14 protein-coding genes are annotated in these 17,939 nt (G+C 27.8%); all 14 read left to right on the top strand.

Annotation, left to right across the window (positions count from 1 at the left end; translation table 11 throughout):
• Positions 1-12 precede the first annotated feature (12 nt).
• The 14 genes from mfd (at position 13) to glpX (ending at position 17,802) form a co-directional block, all read left to right on the top strand.
• Complete coding sequence (gene mfd, locus HF520_RS14155; protein WP_168574527.1) at positions 13-3,405, top strand: transcription-repair coupling factor; 3,393 nt, start codon at positions 13-15, stop codon at positions 3,403-3,405.
• 17 nt (positions 3,406-3,422) lie between these two features.
• Positions 3,423-4,427: a peptidylprolyl isomerase gene (locus tag HF520_RS14160; protein ID WP_168574528.1), complete on the top strand. Its 1,005-nt coding sequence runs from the start codon at positions 3,423-3,425 to the stop codon at positions 4,425-4,427.
• A 169-nt stretch (positions 4,428-4,596) separates the two neighbouring features.
• Positions 4,597-5,136 (top strand): stage V sporulation T C-terminal domain-containing protein, encoded by a 540-nt coding sequence (locus tag HF520_RS14165; protein WP_168574529.1) that lies wholly within the window; start codon positions 4,597-4,599, stop codon positions 5,134-5,136.
• 130 nt (positions 5,137-5,266) lie between these two features.
• A complete protein-coding gene (locus tag HF520_RS14170; protein ID WP_168574530.1) occupies positions 5,267-6,880 on the top strand; it encodes a putative polysaccharide biosynthesis protein in 1,614 nt (537 codons plus the stop codon).
• A gap of 94 nt (positions 6,881-6,974) precedes the next feature.
• Positions 6,975-8,423, top strand: coding sequence for a nucleoside triphosphate pyrophosphohydrolase (gene mazG, locus HF520_RS14175; RefSeq protein WP_168574531.1), 1,449 nt, complete (start codon positions 6,975-6,977; stop codon positions 8,421-8,423).
• Positions 8,424-8,507: 84 nt separating this feature from the next.
• Entirely contained in the window at positions 8,508-8,786 is a 279-nt protein-coding gene (locus HF520_RS14180) for an HU family DNA-binding protein (RefSeq protein ID WP_122640635.1), read from the top strand.
• A gap of 146 nt (positions 8,787-8,932) precedes the next feature.
• Positions 8,933-9,175 (top strand): RNA-binding S4 domain-containing protein, encoded by a 243-nt coding sequence (locus HF520_RS14185; RefSeq protein ID WP_168574532.1) that lies wholly within the window; start codon positions 8,933-8,935, stop codon positions 9,173-9,175.
• Between the two features lie 62 nt (positions 9,176-9,237).
• Positions 9,238-9,492 (top strand): sporulation protein YabP, encoded by a 255-nt coding sequence (gene yabP / locus HF520_RS14190; protein WP_168574533.1) that lies wholly within the window; start codon positions 9,238-9,240, stop codon positions 9,490-9,492.
• Positions 9,493-9,987: a spore cortex biosynthesis protein YabQ gene (gene yabQ, locus HF520_RS15465; RefSeq protein ID WP_168574534.1), complete on the top strand. Its 495-nt coding sequence runs from the start codon at positions 9,493-9,495 to the stop codon at positions 9,985-9,987. It abuts the gene before it with no gap.
• Between the two features lie 4 nt (positions 9,988-9,991).
• The gene (locus HF520_RS14200) at positions 9,992-10,276 is read left to right on the top strand and encodes an FtsB family cell division protein (protein WP_168574535.1); all 285 of its coding nucleotides are present in this window, start codon (positions 9,992-9,994) and stop codon (positions 10,274-10,276) included.
• 209 nt (positions 10,277-10,485) lie between these two features.
• Complete coding sequence (locus HF520_RS14205) at positions 10,486-11,406, top strand: Ppx/GppA phosphatase family protein (RefSeq protein ID WP_168574536.1); 921 nt, start codon at positions 10,486-10,488, stop codon at positions 11,404-11,406.
• A 90-nt stretch (positions 11,407-11,496) separates the two neighbouring features.
• Complete coding sequence (spoIIE, locus tag HF520_RS14210; RefSeq protein ID WP_168574537.1) at positions 11,497-13,863, top strand: stage II sporulation protein E; 2,367 nt, start codon at positions 11,497-11,499, stop codon at positions 13,861-13,863.
• A 544-nt stretch (positions 13,864-14,407) separates the two neighbouring features.
• Positions 14,408-16,201, top strand: coding sequence for an oligoendopeptidase F (pepF, locus tag HF520_RS14215; protein ID WP_243155243.1), 1,794 nt, complete (start codon positions 14,408-14,410; stop codon positions 16,199-16,201).
• Between the two features lie 599 nt (positions 16,202-16,800).
• Entirely contained in the window at positions 16,801-17,802 is a 1,002-nt protein-coding gene (gene glpX, locus HF520_RS14220) for a class II fructose-bisphosphatase (protein WP_168574539.1), read from the top strand.
• Positions 17,803-17,939: the final 137 nt, after the last annotated feature.

Consider the following 17,939-nt stretch of genomic DNA (forward strand, 5'->3'; position numbering starts at 1 on the left):
GGAGAATTTCATATGAATGATGTATTTATATACCCTTTGCAAAACTCCAAAGAATATAAAGATGTAATAAATTGCATAAATAGTAATAAAGGCTCATTATTAATTAATGGCCTTTTATCAGTTCAAAAACCTCATATAACTTATTCTATATTTAAAGAATTAAATAGACCTATAGTCTTTGTAGCGAGCACTGATTTAGAAGCTAAAAAAGCTTATGAGGATTTAAGTTTTTATATGAAAGATAAAGTAGTGTATCTTGGATATCAAGATATATACTTTTATCATTTAGATGCAAAGGATAGAAATGAAGAAGCTAAAAAGCTTAAAGTTCTTTTAAGATTAGCTAAAGGAGAGAAGATTGTTTTAGTAACTTCCACTGAAGCTATTCTTAAAAAATATATGCCAAAAGAAGTACTACTTAATAATACTTATAATTATAAGATAGGGGATAAGATAAACCTAGAAGAGTTAAGTGAGAGACTTGTTTCTCTAGGTTATGAAAGAGTGTCTAAAATAGAAGGCTTTGGACAGTTTAGTATAAGAGGTGGAATTGTTGATATTTTTTCGTTAGAATATACAAATCCAATTCGTATGGAATTATTTGATGATGAGATAGATTCTATACGAACTTTTGACGTTTTTTCACAAAAATCAATTGACAAGATTAAGAAGTTTACAATAACACCTTCAAGAGAATTTATTTATCCTGAAAAAGTTAATGATGCTGTTGAAAAATTAAAAAAGGAAACAGGAAAATTAACTAATGAAGATGTTTTTGCGAATATAGAGAATATAGAAAGTAAAACATATTTTGAAGGGATAGAAAATTATATAGACTACATTTATCCAGAAGAAAATAAAAGTATTTTTACATACTTAAATGATAATGCCATTATTTTTGTAAATGATATTTCTAGACTTAAGGAAAGATGCGAAAATTACATTAATGAGTTCAATGAAAACTATAAGTTAAACTTAGAGAGAGGACTAGCTTTAAAAAGTCAAGGTAGATTACTATACCATTTCAATGAATTAGATTTAATTAAAGGTGAAAAGAAGCTAATATTAAATACTCTTTTACCTAAGCCTGTAAATGACTTTAGAATTAGTAGTGTAGTTAACTTTGAGTCAAGAGAAGTTCCAACCTTCAATGGTAAGCTAGATGTTTTATGCGAAGAATTAAATAGATTAAAATACAATGGATTTAAAATAATACTAGCTACTAATACATTAGAAAGAGCTAAAAAATTAAATAAAGAGTTATTAGATTTAGGATTAGAAACAACAGTATCAAGAAAAAGAAATATTGAAATAAAATCATCTCAAATAATTATTGTACCTGCACAAATTAGTAGTGGATTTGAATATAAATCAATAAAATTTGTAGTGGTTACAGATAATGAAATGATAGGAGTACATAAAAGAGCCTCTAATACAAAAAGTAAAAAGAAGAAAAAAGGACAAAAAATAGAATCTTTCTTAGATTTAAATGTTGGAGATTATGTAGTTCATGAAAATAGTGGTATAGGAAGATATACAGGGATAGAACAAATTTCTGTAAATGGAATAAAGAAAGACTACATGAAGATAATCTATCAAGGTGGAGATAACTTATATGTTCCTATAGACCAAATGGATAAGGTACAAAAATATATAGGTTCTGATGTTGAAAAAGTTAAGCTAAATAAGCTTGGTTCAAGTGAGTGGACTAGAGCTAAGGCTAAGGTTAAAAAAGAAATAGAAGATATGACTAAAGACCTTATAGAGCTTTATGCTAAAAGAGAAAAAGTAAAAGGCTATAAATACTCTAAAGATACTCCATGGCAAAATGAATTTGAATCTCTATTCCCACATGAGGAAACAGAGGATCAATTAAAGGCTATAAAAGAAACTAAAAAAGATATGGAATCAGATAAGGTTATGGATAGACTTATATGTGGTGATGTTGGATATGGAAAAACGGAGGTAGCTATAAGAGCTGTATTTAAAGCTTGTATGGATCAAAAACAAGTTGCAGTACTAGTTCCTACTACTATACTTGCACAGCAACATTACAACACATTTAGAGAAAGATTTGAAAACTATCCAATAAGAGTAGAGGTATTAAGTAGATTTAAATCACCTAAGCAACAGAAAGAAATAATAAATGATGCAAAAAAAGGTCTAGTAGATGTTCTTATAGGAACTCATAGAATTATATCTAAAGATATAAATTTACCGAACTTAGGTTTAGTTGTTATTGATGAAGAGCAAAGATTTGGTGTTAAGCATAAAGAATCACTTAAGCAAATCAAGTCTACAGTTGATGTTCTTACATTATCAGCAACACCTATACCAAGAACATTGCATATGTCTCTAAGTGGAATAAGAGATATGAGTGTTATAGAAGAACCTCCACAAGAAAGACACCCTATTATAACTTATGTAACAGAAGCAAAAGAGAGTGTAATTCAAGATGAAATAGAAAGAGAAATCTCAAGAGGAGGTCAAGTATTCTTTGTATATAATAGAGTTGAGCATATAGAAGAAATGGCAAGTAAAATAAAAAGATTAGTACCAGATGCTAAAGTTGCTGTAGCTCATGGAAGAATGACTTCTAAAATGTTAGAGGATATAATTTTAGGATTTTTGAATAAAGAATACGACGTTTTAGTTTGTACCACAATTATTGAAACAGGAATGGATATATCTAATGCAAATACAATGATAGTATATGATGCAGACAAAATGGGACTAGCTCAGCTTTATCAGTTAAGAGGTAGGGTTGGAAGAAGTTCTAGACAAGGATATGCATATCTAATGTATGAAAAAGATAAAGTATTAAGTGAAATAGCTGAAAAAAGATTAAAAGCTATAAGGGAGTTTACAGAATTTGGATCAGGGTTTAAAATAGCAATGAGAGACCTTGAAATCAGAGGTGCTGGAAACATACTAGGTTCACAACAACATGGACATATGGCAGTAATAGGATATGATTTATATGTAAAGATGCTAAATGATGCCATAAAAAAGGTAAAAGGAGAACCTATATTAGAAGAGATAGATGTAGAGATAGATTTAAGTGTTAATGCATATATACCAGATACTTATATATCTGATGAGCTGACTAAGATAGAGATGTATAAAAAAATTGCATCTATTGAAAGTAAAGAGGATATGCTAGAAGTACAAGAAGAATTAGAAGATAGATTCTCTGATTTGCCAAAATCTGTACAAACATTATTAAAAATATCTTATATAAAATCTCTATGTAAAATAATGAAAGTAGAAAAGGTCAGACAAGTTAAAGATGAAATATGGCTACTTCCTTTAACTAAGTATAAGACAAAAGAAAAAGTTGGTTATAAGATTGTTAAAGAGCTAGAGGAACTACTAGAAACAATGTGCAGTATGAAAGAACAATAGAGAAAGGGTGTAGTGATTTGAAAAAAATAGGAACTTTACTCCTGTCTGTTATTTTAGGGATAGGAATGATTGGGTGTAGTAGCACGGATAAAAATGAAAATATAGCTACTGTAAATGGAAATGGAATAACACTAGGAAACTATGAAAAGGTACTTGAACTTAATAAACAATCAATAGAAATGTACTATGGAGAAAGTATCTGGGATCAAGAAGTTGAAGAAGGTGTAAAATACAAAGATACATTCAAAGAAATGGTTCTAGACCAAATGGTATATACAGAAGCTATTTATGAAGCTGCTAAGAAGGAAAACCTGCTTCCAACGGAAGAAGAAGTTAATAATGAAATAAAAGATTTTAAAGCTCAGTTAGAAGAAAATGAAGATTATAAAAAACAGTTAGATAAAATAGGTATTGATGATAATTTCTTAAAATATCAATTTGAAAGAGATTTAGCTAGTGAAAAATATAAAGAAAACTTTAATAAAAATAATTCAATAAGTGAAAAAGAGATGAAAACATACTACGATGAACATAAAGATGAGTTTTACGTAGATGAGGTAGAAGCATCTCATATATTAATAAAGACAACTGATGATAATGGAAATGAATTAAGTGACAAAAAGAAAGAAGAAGCTAAGAAAAAAGCTGAAGAAATATTAGAAAAGGCTAAGTCAGGAGAAGAGTTTTCTAAGTTAGCAAAAGAATATTCTGAAGATACAGTATCAGCTGAAAATGGTGGAGACTTAGGATTCTTTGGAAAGGGAGAAATGGTAGAACCATTTGAAGAAGCCGCATTTTCAATGAAAGTAGGAGAAATATCAGATTTAGTAGAAAGTGATTATGGATACCATATAATAAAAGTAACTGACAAAGTAGATGAACAAAAACCATTTGATGAAGTGAAAGATACAATAAAAACAACATTAGAAGATGAAAAATATAACTCTCAAGTTGAAAAGTTAAAAGAAGAATCTAAAGTAGAAACGAATAAAGAGTTATTAGAAAAAGTAACTGTGAAATAATGTTGTTTCAGTAAAAAAATTAAAAATTAATTAGAACAAATAAAAAAGGATGTATGTGAAGTTGATTTGCAAAAGAAATCAAAAAAATATTCACTACATCTTTTTTTGCATATTTTTCTTATGAATGGTAAAAATAAACTTAAAGTTAGTAATGGAGGGATAAAATTAAATGAGAGCAACAGGAATAGTTAGAAGAATAGATGATCTTGGAAGAGTTGTTATTCCAAAAGAAATAAGAAAAACTTTAAGAATAAGAGAAGGAGATCCTCTTGAGATATTTACAGCAAAAGATGGAGAGGTAATATTAAAAAAATACTCTCCAATAGGAGAATTAACAGAATTTTCTCAAGAGTATGCCGAAACGTTAGGAGAAGTTCTTGGGTGCGGAATTGCAGTAACAGATTTAGATTCAATAATAGCCGTGTGCAAGCTACCTAAAAAAGAATATAAAGAAAAAAGTATAAGTAAAGAGTTAGAACAATTAATAGAAAATAGAGAAACTAAATTACTTAAAGATAATAAAATTTTACCTCTATATAAAGATGATTCGGGAGAGTATACTGGACAAATTATCATGCCTATAGTTAGTTCTTCAGGAGATTGTATCGGATCTATAACAGTAGTTTCTAAAGAAAATGAAACACTTCCAGAGGGAATAGAAAAAATGCTTAAAGTAGCTTCTAATTTTTTAGGAAAACAAGTTCAATAAAGTAATAAGTAAGACCCTGAAAAAGGGTCTTTTATACTTTAAAGTAAAACTTAAATACTAAAATGTTGAATATACTAATAAATATATGATATATTAAAATTTGTTATATAAATAGTATGGAGGTTTAGTTATGGATAATAACAAAAACAAGGACTCTTTCCTTAAGGGAGCAATTATACTTGGAGTAGCAGGTATAATTGTTAAAATAATGGGTGCATTCTTTAGAATACCTCTTGGAAGATTAATAGGGTCAGAAGGTATGGGCTATTACCAAGCTGCATATCCTGTGTATACTTTATTTCTGACTCTAGCAACAGCAGGATTTCCAACAGCTCTAGCTAAGCTAGTATCGGAAAAGACTGCGATAGGTGACCATAAAGGTGCCAACAAAATATTTAAAGTTGCATATATAGTTTTACTAATAACTGGTTTAGTATCATTTGCAATATTATTCTTTGGAGCAGATTATATAGTTACGGATTTAATGAATAATCCAGGCGCACATTACGCAATGTTAGCAATAGCACCTGCACTTTTATTCGTACCAGCAATGTCTTCGTATAGAGGATATTTCCAAGGTAAAAGGGATATGAGCAAAATAGCTGTTTCACAAATAACAGAACAGTTTTTTAGAGTTATATTAGGAATAGGTCTTGCGTATTATTTTATGCAAAAAAATGGACCTGAAATGGGTGCAGCAGGAGCTATAGCAGGAGCAACAATAGGTGCTATAGGATCAATTACATATTTAATAATTGCTTATCTTAGAGAAGCTAAGCAACGTAAAGCAGATATAAAAGCAAGTAAGAGATTTAAAGATGAAAGTGTTTCTAGAATACTAAAGAAAATATTACTAGTTGCGATACCAATAACAATAGGTGCTTCAGTAATGCCTTTAGTTAACATGATGGATAATGTGATTGTTATAAGAAGACTTGTTGAAGGTGGATTTACATCAGAACAAGCAGTGTCTTTATTTGGTCAGTTAACAGGTATGGCGATGGCTATAGTTAATTTACCTTCAGTAATAACTTCTGCTATAGGTATGAGCTTAGTTCCATCTATATCAGAATCATTTGCTTTAGGTAAAGTAGGTAAGGCTAGAAAAGAAACTAGAAGTGCAATAAAAGTAACTTTATTAGTTGTTTTACCTTGTGCATTTGGTATAGCATCTCTAGCGGGACCAATAATGAAATTACTATATCCTGATGAACCTGCATTTTTAGGTACAATATTATTTACAATATCTCCTGCTATAATATTTTTAGGATTGATATTTAGTTTAAATGGTATACTTCAAGGTATGGGTAAACCGATGATACCTGTTATGGCCTTAAGTATAGGTATGCTGTTTAAAATAATAATAAGTTACTCATTAACTGTAATACCTGAAATTAATGTATTAGGATCAGGTTTAGGTACAGTAACGGCATATGCTGTAGCATCATTAATTGAGCTACACTTTGTCAAGAAATATATGGGTGTTAAATTTGGTAAAAAAGAATTTATTATAAAACCACTAATAACAGTTTTAACTATGTTCGTAGCTGTTAAGTTATCTTATGGATTTATGAGTGGGGCTATTGGAAATACATTATCGACATTAGTTTCAATATGTATTGGTGCAGTAGTTTATGTTTTAGTTTTATTAGGAATAGGCGGAATTAGAAAAGAAGAACTTTTAATTATGCCAAAAGGTGAAAAAATTTATAAGCTTTTAAGAAAGTTAAATCTTATGAAATAATCAAAGTATATATATGAAAATACAAGGATATACTTAAAAATAAGCATATAATTGGTTTAGTAGATTCATATAAAGGTACTATAGGAGTGATATTATGGGAAAGATAAATATCGTAGGACTTGGACCAGGGGATGAAACTCTTATTAGCCAAGGTGCATTAGATATTTTAAAATCAAGTTCTAGAATTTATCTAAGAACTGAAAAGCATCCAACTGTAGATAAACTAAAGGATAGCATTACATATACTAATTTAGATTATTTTTATGATAATGAAGAAAACTTTGAAAATGTATATAGAGAAATTGCTGAGTTTATAATAGAAAAATCATATGAAGGTGATTTAGTATATGCTGTTCCAGGGCATCCAAGGGTAGCAGAAAGAACTGTAAGCCAAATAGAAGCTATTGCTAAGCTAAAAGGTATCGAAGTTGAAGTTATAGCTTCTATGAGCTTTGTAGACGCAATGTTTAACTATTTGGCTATTGACCCAGCTAATGGATTTAAGTTAGTAGATGCTTTTGAAATAGAAAATTCATATATAGATACAAATACAAGTATGATAATTACTCAAGTATATGATCATTTTATAGCTTCAAATGTTAAATTAAGATTAATGGAATGCTATGATTATGACCAAGAAGTATGTATAGTAAATGGTGCAGGTGTCAAAGCTTTAGAAAGTAAGAAATATGTTCCATTACATGAATTAGATAGAGCGGAAAACTTATTTAATTATTTAACTAGTGTTTATATACCAAAGAGCTCTAAAAAAATGTATAATAATATACATGACTTAGAGGAAATAATGGAAACACTTAGAGGTCCAGAAGGTTGTGATTGGGACAAAAAGCAAGATCATGAAAGTTTAAAAAAATATATAATAGAAGAAGCATACGAGCTTTGCCAAGCAATTGATAATGATGATATCGATGAAATGATAGAAGAGTTAGGAGATGTGCTTTTACAAGTTATTTTCCACTGTCAAATAGGTAAAGAAACAGGTTTCTTTGATCTATCAGAAGTATTAAATAGTATATGTAATAAGCTTATATATAGACATCCACATGTTTTTAAAAATATTAATATAGACATGAATAATTTTGATAAAACTTGGGAAGATTTGAAAAGGAAAGAAAAAGGCGAATCTACAGTAACTGAAGGGTTAACTAGAATTCCAAATCATTTACCAGCTCTAATAAAAGCAGAAAAAATACAAAAAAAAGCAGCATTAGTAGGTTTTGACTGGGATGATATAAGTGATGTATATAAAAAAATTGAAGAAGAATACAAAGAATTACTTGACGAATGTAAAGAAGGAAATATAAAATACATAAAGGAAGAACTAGGAGATTTGCTGTTCTCTATTGTAAATTTAGCTAGATTTTTAAAGTTAGATCCAGAAGAAGCTTTAAATATGACTAATGATAAATTTATAAAAAGATTTAAATTTATTGAAGATAGTGCAATAAATTCTGATAAGAAATTAGAAGATATGACACTTGAGGAAATGGATAAACTTTGGGAAAAAGCGAAATTTAAATAATATAAAGAAGGAAAATCACTAAAGATATAGAATAGTAAAAACATAAATAATTCTATATGATAAACATTTTAGGAGGTAAGTATCGTGAACAAAGCTGAATTAGTAACAAAAATGGCAGAAAAAAGTGAATTAACTAAAAAAGAAGCAGAGGCTGCATTAAATGCATTCATGCAATCTGTAGAAGAAGCTTTAGTTGAAGGAGATAAAGTACAATTAGTAGGATTTGGTACTTTTGAAACTAGAGAAAGAGCTGCTAGACAAGGTAGAAATCCAAGAAATCCAGAAGAAGTTATAGAAATACCAGCTTCTAAGGCTCCAGTATTCAAAGCTGGAAAGTCTTTAAAAGAAGTTATAAACAAGTAATATAAATACATAAATTAATTTTAAGGTTAATACCTTAGAGTTTATATATGAATTAAATATAAGGTGCCTATAGTTTATATGACTGTAGGCATTTTTTAAAATAAATATAAATTGTTTCATAGGGATAGAAACGAAGGAGAATGAATATGAGATTAGATAAGTATTTAAAAGTATCTAGAATAATTAAAAGAAGAACTGTCGCAAAGGAAGCTTGTGATAAAGGTATTGTAACTATAAATGGAAAGCCTGCAAAATCTTCATCTGAAGTAAATGTGGGAGATCTATTAGAAATACAATTCGGTGAAAAGAAAATGAAGTTTAAGATAAATGAGATAAAAGAACATGTGTTAAAAAATGATGCAAAAGAAATGTACGATATAATAGAATAAATTTTAATCCCCTTAAGTATATTTATAGTAGTATGAATTGAAATATTACTGGGGGGATAATTATGGAACATAACATAACTCTAAAAGATAGAAGTAATTTAGTTATTTCTGGTGTAGAGCATATATACTCTTTTAATGATAAGAAGGTAGAGATAAAAACTTCTGCAGGCGAAATGGTAATAGAAGGTGAAGAGTTAGATATGAGCAAACTTAATTTAGAAGAAAGTATCATAAGTATAGATGGTACTATTAATTCTATAGTATATGCGAAGCCTAAAAAAACACAAGAAAATATATTTAAAAAGGTGTTTAAGTAGATGATACCATTTACACAAGATTTAAGTGCATTTTATGCAACTATTTACGGTGGCATAGCTGTAGGATTATTATTTGATATCTATAGAAGTTTTAGACAAAATTTTAAGCTTATAAGATATATGTCTCTTTTATTTGATGCTCTGTTTTGGGTTGTTGTTACTATACTAACTTTTATAACCATAAATGCCGTAGAAAATTTTAATTTGAGATACTACCACATGGTCGCTTTATTTATTGGATTTTTGATATATTATAGCACCATAAGTAAATTTGTTTTGGCAGGGTTGAATAAATTAATTTTTTTCATAACAAATTTATTCAAAAAAACTGTACATTACATAGTCGGTATTTTGAACAATTTGTATTACGTTATTATCTATTCTTTGCACCTATTATTTGATATCATATTTTATATACCTAATATGTTTTTAGCTACTAGAAAATATATCAAAAGAAAATCTATGGGTAGATTAAAGATAAAAAAAAGGGTGTAAGTATATGAAAATACAAAAGAAGTTCTCTGGTCAATATATAGGTCTATGTATGTTTTTAATTTCTATAGTTTTCTCAATGATAGGTGGATTTGGATTTCAAATTTCTAAATATAAAACATATAGCTCTGAAATAAAATCACTTAGTAAGCAAATAGATCAAGCTGATAAAGAAATTAAAGAGCTTAAATCCATAGAATCTGGTCAGAGCGAAGAAGACTTGGAGTCGATTGCAAGAATACGTTTAAATATGGTTAAGCCAAATGAGATTGTTTATATGATCGAAAAATAGGATGAGGTAGAATAGTTTTATAAAGCTATTCTACCTCATCCTATTTTTATTTAAATAATGTATATTAAAATATTAATCATATAAGTAATAAAATAGATTAGATTTAATATCTCATTAAGATATAATGGATATAATAAAATTTATATAATGAAAAATAAATATAGAATATTTTTATAGGGTGAGAATATTCTTTAGGAGGTTGATTTTTTATGAAAATAGGAGCTATAGATATTGGTACAAATTCTATGAGACTATTAGTTTGTGATTTTATTAATGATGAATTATTAAATAGAAAGAAGTTTGTCAATACTACTAGAATTGGAAAAGGTGTTGATGAATATGGATTTATATCACAAGAAGCGATTAGAAGAAATATTGATGCGCTAAAAGAATTTTATAAACTTAGTAAGTCAGAAGGTTGCGATTATATTTACTGTATTGGAACATCGGCATTAAGAGACAGTAAAAATGGAGATGATTTTGTTAGGATAGCTAAAGAAGAGATAGATATAGATATTGAAATTATTAGCGGTGAAGAAGAATCAAATTTAGGATTCTTGGGAGTTCTTAAAGGTGCAAATGAAAACGATGATATATTAGTTATTGATATAGGTGGAGGATCGACAGAGTTTATATTGGGGAATATGGATGGGATTAAGTTTTCAAAAAGTGAAAATGTTGGAGCCCTTAGAATGACTGAAAAATTTTTAACTACTGATATAGTTGACAATTATGAATTTGATATGATGAGCGAGTTTATAGAAAATGAGATTAGAGAAACATTAGAATCATTAAAAGAGAAACATATTAATAAACTTGTTGGTATAGGGGGAACTATAACTTCGTTATCAGCAATAAATCAAGAGTTAGAAGTGTATTCTATGGAAAAAATACATAATAGCGTTGTTACGATAGATGATATAGAAAATATTCTACAAAATTTAAAAAAAATGACATTAAATGATAAGAAGTCTCTAAAAGGACTACAAAGTAAGCGAGCAGATATTATAACTGCTGGTGTAAAAATTTTACATATAATAATGGAAAAATTAGAATTAAGAGAGATAATAGTAAGTGAGTATGATAATTTGGAAGGCTTAATATGTCTAAAATCAAAAAAACTGTCTTAATTTTTTTATTATTTATAAACTTAATATGACAAAAAAGAAAACTCCTCTTTGTTATAATCTCTTGTATAAACAAATGAGGAGGTTTTTTTTATGGAAAGAACTATTAATTCTTTAAAAAGTAGAGATGTTAAATTAAGTAATATTAGAATAAGTAAATTCTTTGATACTAATACAATTATATTCATATTAATGGGATTTTTACTAAGTAGATCTCTCTTAATTGATTCTATGGCTCCATTAGGAGTAGCATTTTTCTTATGTATATGTAAGTTTGATAGATATAAATACCCCGTATTTACATCTACTCTATTAGGTATAGTTTTATCTGGAAATAGTACTAGCGCCATTTTTAAATATTCTATAGCGCTAACGGCTATTTTAGCATTTAGTATTTATTTAAAGAAAATACCTTCTATTTTTAAAATTAGTATAGTAGGGGTATCTATACTTTTGGCGATTTCAATTGGACAGACATTAGTGGGAAGTAAGTATATTTATGACTTATTTTTGATAGGTATGGAAGTTGTAATATTATTTATATCTACATATGTATTTTCATTTGGAGTATCGCTAATTATAAATGCAAATAATCGGGTCTCAGTACGGCTTGAAGAAGCAATATCTATAAGTCTACTAGTTACATTTAGCATTATGGGAATTGGAAATATAACTACATTTGGAATATCTATTAGATCTGTATTATCAACAATTTTAATTTTAGTAGCATCTATAGTTGGTGGTTCAGGTATGGGAGCTACAAGCGGTGTTGTAGTTGGTATTGCATTTATAATAAACAATATAACATCTGCAGTTTATATGGGGATATATTCATTTGCAGGATTAGTAGGAGGAGCGTTTAATAGACTAAATAGATATTTCTGTATATTAGGATATATATTAAGTTGGATAATTATGTATTCTTATACATCTGGACTTAGTTCAAATATTATGGAAATAAGAGATATCTTAATTGCATCATTGGTAGTGATTTTATTGCCAAAGTCATTTTTTAATAGAGTTGAAAAGCTAGTAAAAAGTAATATAGATTCAAATGAGCTAGTTTATGATTATATAGATAGAAGTAAAAAACTTACTAATAGTAGACTTATGGACATGCACAAGACTTATACTGAACTTGCTAATACATTCGATAAAATTAGAGAAAGAGATAATATAATAAATGAAAAAGATATAACAAATCTAATAGATATGGTTCATAATGATGAATGTTATAACTGTAGTATGAAGAGAGTATGTTGGGAGACTAGATTTAATCATACTTACAAATTGATGTATAGATTAATAGAAAATATAGAGGAGTATGGACAAGCTACTGCAAAAACTATACCAGAAGAATTTAGAAAAGAATGTATGAAGCCTGAGATGATAGCAAAAGTAGCCAATTATTATTATAAGCTTTTTGTATTAGATTATGATTGGAATAATAAGTTTATTGAAAGTAGAAGATTAATAGCAAATCAAATTAGAAATATATCAAAATCTATAGAAGATTTATCTAAGGATTTAGAAACAAATATCAGTATAGATCTAGAAAAAGAAAAAGAAATTTCAGATGAACTAGAAAGAAATAATATTAATATAAATAGAATAAATTACATTAGTAAAGATAAAGAGGATTTTGAAATAATTATAGATAAAAGAACATGTAGTAATGGTTGCTTATGTGATAAGAAATTAGTCAATATAATAGAAGATTGTTTGGATCAAAAGCTATCTGTACAAAAAATTGGATGCCATTCATTAGCTTCTAATTGTACTATTAAACTAACAAAAGCTCAAGTATATAAGGCTGTTACTGAGGTGGCTTCTATGTCTAGAGATGGACATATACTTTCAGGAGATAATTATACTCATATGGAAGTTAGTGATGGAAAATATATTATGGCTATTAGTGATGGAATGGGAAAAGGCAAAAAGGCTTATGATGAATCATCTGTAACTATAGATATATTAGAAAAAATGATAGATGCAAAAATAGAACATGAAATAATTATCGATACTATAAATAATATGCTATTGTTAAAGTCTTCAGATGAAATGTTTTCAACTTTAGATTTAGGGATGATTGACTTAAAAAAAGGTAGTTTAGAAACTGTAAAAATGGGATCTTGCCCATCTTATATAAAACGAAATAATGGTGAGGTAGATCTAATATCTTCATCTTCTTTACCAGTAGGAATTTTATCTGATGTTAAGATGGATAGACATAGAACTAAAATTAATACAGGAGACTATATAGTTATGGTTTCAGATGGAATTATTGATGCTGGAAAAAGTAATGATTTCGGAGAAAATTGGTTAATATATTTCTTGCAGAAAATGAATTCAACTAATCCAAAAGAAATAGCTGATAAAATATTAGATAGGGCTTTAGAGCTACAGTTAGGTGAGGTAGAAGACGATATGACTGTATTGGTAACGAAAATATTTACTTAATAAGTCTAAATTATAAAATTGTGAATAAATGTTACTGATATGTGGATAAGTTTTAAATAAGAATATAAATATAATAAAACGTTGAAATTTCAAACTTCGACAAAGTTCAACAAAAGGTAGATAAAAAGAATTACCTTAAGATATTTCGAAATTTGGAGAATTATCAACAAAAAATATAAGATTTATGCATTAATTTGTTGATAAATACAAAAAAAGTGTTAATAATTTAGTGAATATATAGTATATATAAACAAAAATATATTTATGAATAACTGAAATAACTTATTCTAGCTACGTTTTATAGGCTGTTGATATGTTAATAACTATGTGGATAACTTTTTATATTATGATTGATTAAATGGTAAAGTTTGAATAATATAGCTGAAAGAAGCCATCCTAATATTAAGTAGACTTAGTGAAAGGATGGATCTTTATGAGGATAAAGTTTTTTAAAATAATATTAATATCTTTATTAATGATTAGCTCCAGTATATTTATAACAGGTGAAGCTGAAAAGTCTGATGATAGTCAATGTAAATTAGTTATGAATAGCTTGGATAATAAAGATAGTGAAAGTAAGAAAGAAGAAAAAGTTAATATAGACTATACAAAAACTATTTGGGATTTAAGCTCATTATATAAAAGTGATAAACAGTGGGAATCAGAACTTCAATCTTTTAGGAAAGATACTAAAGAACTAAAAAATTATATTGGAAAGGTTACAAAATCAGAAACGCACTTCGCGTTTGCTTTAGATATTAAAGAAAAATTAGATATAAGAATAAATAAATTATGCTCATATCCAAAATTAAAATTAGACATAAATAAGGATTCATATAAATATTTAGATATGAATGAAGAAGTTAAAAAAGTTTATAAGGAGTATATGTCAATATGCTCAAATCTAGAACTTGAGATACTAAAATTATCAGATAAAGACTATAATAAATTTATTAGCAATAATAAAATAAGTAAGAAATATGGAATGTATATCAATGATATAAGAAGAAATAAAGACCATTACTTAGATGATGAAGAAGAAGCATTATTGAACAATACATCTTCATTAGCAAATTTACCAGGTAATGCATATGATCTTTTTAGGAATATGGATAAAAAAACAGGTTTAACTCCAGGTGAATATGCAACAGAAATAGAGTCAACAGATAGAAGTAGTAGAAAGAATGCATATACAGGTGAATTTATTCCATATAATGATAATATAAATACATTGTCTGCATTATTGATTGGACAAGTTAAGAAAAATATATTTTACTCAACATCAAGAGGATATGATTCTTCTTTAGATATGTATTTAAAATCAGATGATATAGACAAAAAAGTATATAATGAATTAATAGATACAGTTAGTAAGCATACAGATAGTTTACACAAGTATATAAATTTGAGAAAAAAAGTATTAGGATTAGATAAAGTATATTATTATGATATGTTTGTACCTATTGTAGAACCAGTGGATAATAATATAACATATGATAAAGCCCAGACTATGGTATATTCTGCAATGTCTCCTTTAGGAGAAGAATATGCAGATATAATTTACAAAGCATTTAATGAAAAATGGATAGATGTTTACTCAAATGATAATAAAGTTAGTGGGGGATATTGCTTATCAGTATATGATAATCATCCATATGTTTTATTAAACTATAATAACTCTTTAGGATCTGTATCAACATTATCGCATGAATTAGGACATGCAATATATGAATATTTAAGCTGTAAAAATCAAAACTATTTTAATTCTAGCCCTTCGATATTTACTCATGAAGTTGCTTCAATAACAAATGAAGCCTTATTATATGAAGGGTTAATAAAAGGTGCTAGAAATGACAAAGAAAAAGCATATTATATATCAGAATATCTAGATTTGATAAAGAATACTTTATATACTCAAACTATGTATGCAGAATTTGAAAAAACTATACATGAGATGGTTGAAAGCAACAAGAATGTAAATGCATTAGTATTAAATGATATATGGGGACAACTATTGAAAAAATACTATGGAAATAGCTACGAAGTAGATCAGCTATCAATGGTTGGTTGGTCAAGAATTCCTCATTTTTATAATAGCTTTTATGTATATAAATATGCTACTGGATGTAGTGCAGGTATTACATTTGCTCAATCTATATTAAAGGATAATGGAGCTGAGAACTATATGTATTTCTTAAAAAAAGGAGGGTCAAATTATCCTCTAAAAATATTGAAAGATAGTGGCGTAAATTTAACTATTACAAAACCTATGGAAAATACAATTAAAAGATTTGATGATTTGGTAAAAGAATTAGAAGAAATTTTGGCTAAACAATAAAATATATATTAAAGGAAACAAAAAGGCTGATTTTATTATTTAATCAAAACAGCCTTTTTTATATGGGGATTGCTATGTATACATAAAATGTATGATATTTATCATACAAAAAGTTGATGAACCAGATTTAAATAAATATGGTATAATATCAGCGAAACACATTTGAGGCTATCAATATGACGTTGGATATAAATTTGTTTTTTAGAATAATTAAAGATAGTTTGTATGAAAAATAATAAGCAAGAAGATAATTAAAATGATTATTATAAACTTGATAAGATATGACTTATACATTTAATTAGAGAGGTGATTTAATGTTGACAGCAAAGAATAAAAAAAGAAATAAAATAATAGCTATAGCTATAGTTATTGCACTTGTATCAACAAGTATAGTAAGTTTTTTAAGTATTGTTTCAGCTGCTTTTTAAAGAGTGTATTATACACTCTTTTATTTTGTATTATATACAGATATATAGCGTGTATTATATTGGTTTTATTATGAAGTAATGCGACAAAATTAAATAAAATATGAGTTATATTTACTAAAATATGAATATAATGTATAATTTTTAATGAATATAACTAAGGAGTGTCGTATTATGGATAGAAATTTGGCGTTAGAGTTAGTAAGGGTTACAGAAGCAGCGGCATTAGTTTCTTCTAAATTTATGGGTAGAGGAGATAAAAATGGAGCTGATGGTGCAGCAGTAGAAGCTATGAGAAGAGCTTTTGAATCTATTAAGATAAATGGTGAAGTTGTTATTGGTGAAGGTGAACTAGATGAAGCTCCAATGCTTTATATAGGAGAAAAGGTAGGGTTACAAACTGAGGATTGTAAAGAAGTTGATATAGCTGTAGATCCGCTTGAAGGTACTACATTAATAGCTAAAGGTCTTCCGAATGCTATATCTGTAATAGCTATGGGAGCGAAAGGGAGTTTACTAAATGCTCCAGATACATATATGAAAAAGATAATAGTTGGTCCTAAAGCTAAGGGATCAATAGATTTAAATAAAAGCGCAGAAGAGAATATCTTATCTGTAGCAAAGGCTTTAGGAAAGAAAACATCAGAGATGACTATAATAACTCAAGATAGAGAAAGACATGATTATATTGTTAAAGCAGCTAGAAAGCTTGGCGCTAGAATTAGAGTATTTAGTGATGGAGATGTTGCAGCAGGTATAGCTACATGTTTTGATGATACAGGTATAGATATGCTTATGGGAATTGGTGGAGGCCCAGAGGGTGTTATAACAGCAGCTGCCGTAAAATGTATGGGTGGAGATATGCAAGGTCAAATATATCCGTTAAGTGAACAAGAAGTAAATAGATGTCATGAAATGGGATTATCGGATGAAGAAATAAATAAAGTTTTATCTATAGATGATTTAGCAAAAGGTGATGATTTATTTTTTGCAGCAACAGGAATTACTCAAGGGGATTTATTAAAAGGAGTAACTCATATAGGTAATAATAAAGCAAAAACACAATCGGTAGTAATGAGGGGTAAAACAGGAACTATAAGATTTGTAGACGCAATACATAATTTAGATAAAAATGACATACTTATAGATTTAATGAAAAAATACAATATGGACTAATAAAAATTTAGGCTTGGAGTTTAATACCAAGTCTAAATTTTTATTAATTTTTATGAACTTGTATTTTATTATTATTTGTTGACCATAATACAATAATAATGATATTATTAATTTAATTATTTATAAATGAACTTTTC

Origin of the sequence: Romboutsia sp. CE17 (assembly GCF_012317385.1) — a bacterium.
GTDB lineage: Bacteria > Bacillota > Clostridia > Peptostreptococcales > Peptostreptococcaceae > Romboutsia_E.

Excerpts from the sequence above, each read along its gene's own strand:
- HF520_RS14200 (WP_168574535.1), top strand. The coding sequence starts at position 9,992 with ATGAAAATACAAAAGAAGTTCTCTGGTCAATATATAGGTCTATGTATG.
- HF520_RS14185 (WP_168574532.1), top strand. The coding sequence starts at position 8,933 with ATGAGATTAGATAAGTATTTAAAAGTATCTAGAATAATTAAAAGAAGA.
- glpX (WP_168574539.1), top strand. The coding sequence starts at position 16,801 with ATGGATAGAAATTTGGCGTTAGAGTTAGTAAGGGTTACAGAAGCAGCG.
- HF520_RS14165 (WP_168574529.1), top strand. The coding sequence starts at position 4,597 with ATGAGAGCAACAGGAATAGTTAGAAGAATAGATGATCTTGGAAGAGTT.
- spoIIE (WP_168574537.1), top strand. The coding sequence starts at position 11,497 with ATGGAAAGAACTATTAATTCTTTAAAAAGTAGAGATGTTAAATTAAGT.
- HF520_RS14205 (WP_168574536.1), top strand. The coding sequence starts at position 10,486 with ATGAAAATAGGAGCTATAGATATTGGTACAAATTCTATGAGACTATTA.
- pepF (WP_243155243.1), top strand. The coding sequence starts at position 14,408 with ATGAATAGCTTGGATAATAAAGATAGTGAAAGTAAGAAAGAAGAAAAA.
- HF520_RS14170 (WP_168574530.1), top strand. The coding sequence starts at position 5,267 with ATGGATAATAACAAAAACAAGGACTCTTTCCTTAAGGGAGCAATTATA.
- mazG (WP_168574531.1), top strand. The coding sequence starts at position 6,975 with ATGGGAAAGATAAATATCGTAGGACTTGGACCAGGGGATGAAACTCTT.
- mfd (WP_168574527.1), top strand. The coding sequence starts at position 13 with ATGAATGATGTATTTATATACCCTTTGCAAAACTCCAAAGAATATAAA.
- yabQ (WP_168574534.1), top strand. The coding sequence starts at position 9,493 with ATGATACCATTTACACAAGATTTAAGTGCATTTTATGCAACTATTTAC.
- yabP (WP_168574533.1), top strand. The coding sequence starts at position 9,238 with ATGGAACATAACATAACTCTAAAAGATAGAAGTAATTTAGTTATTTCT.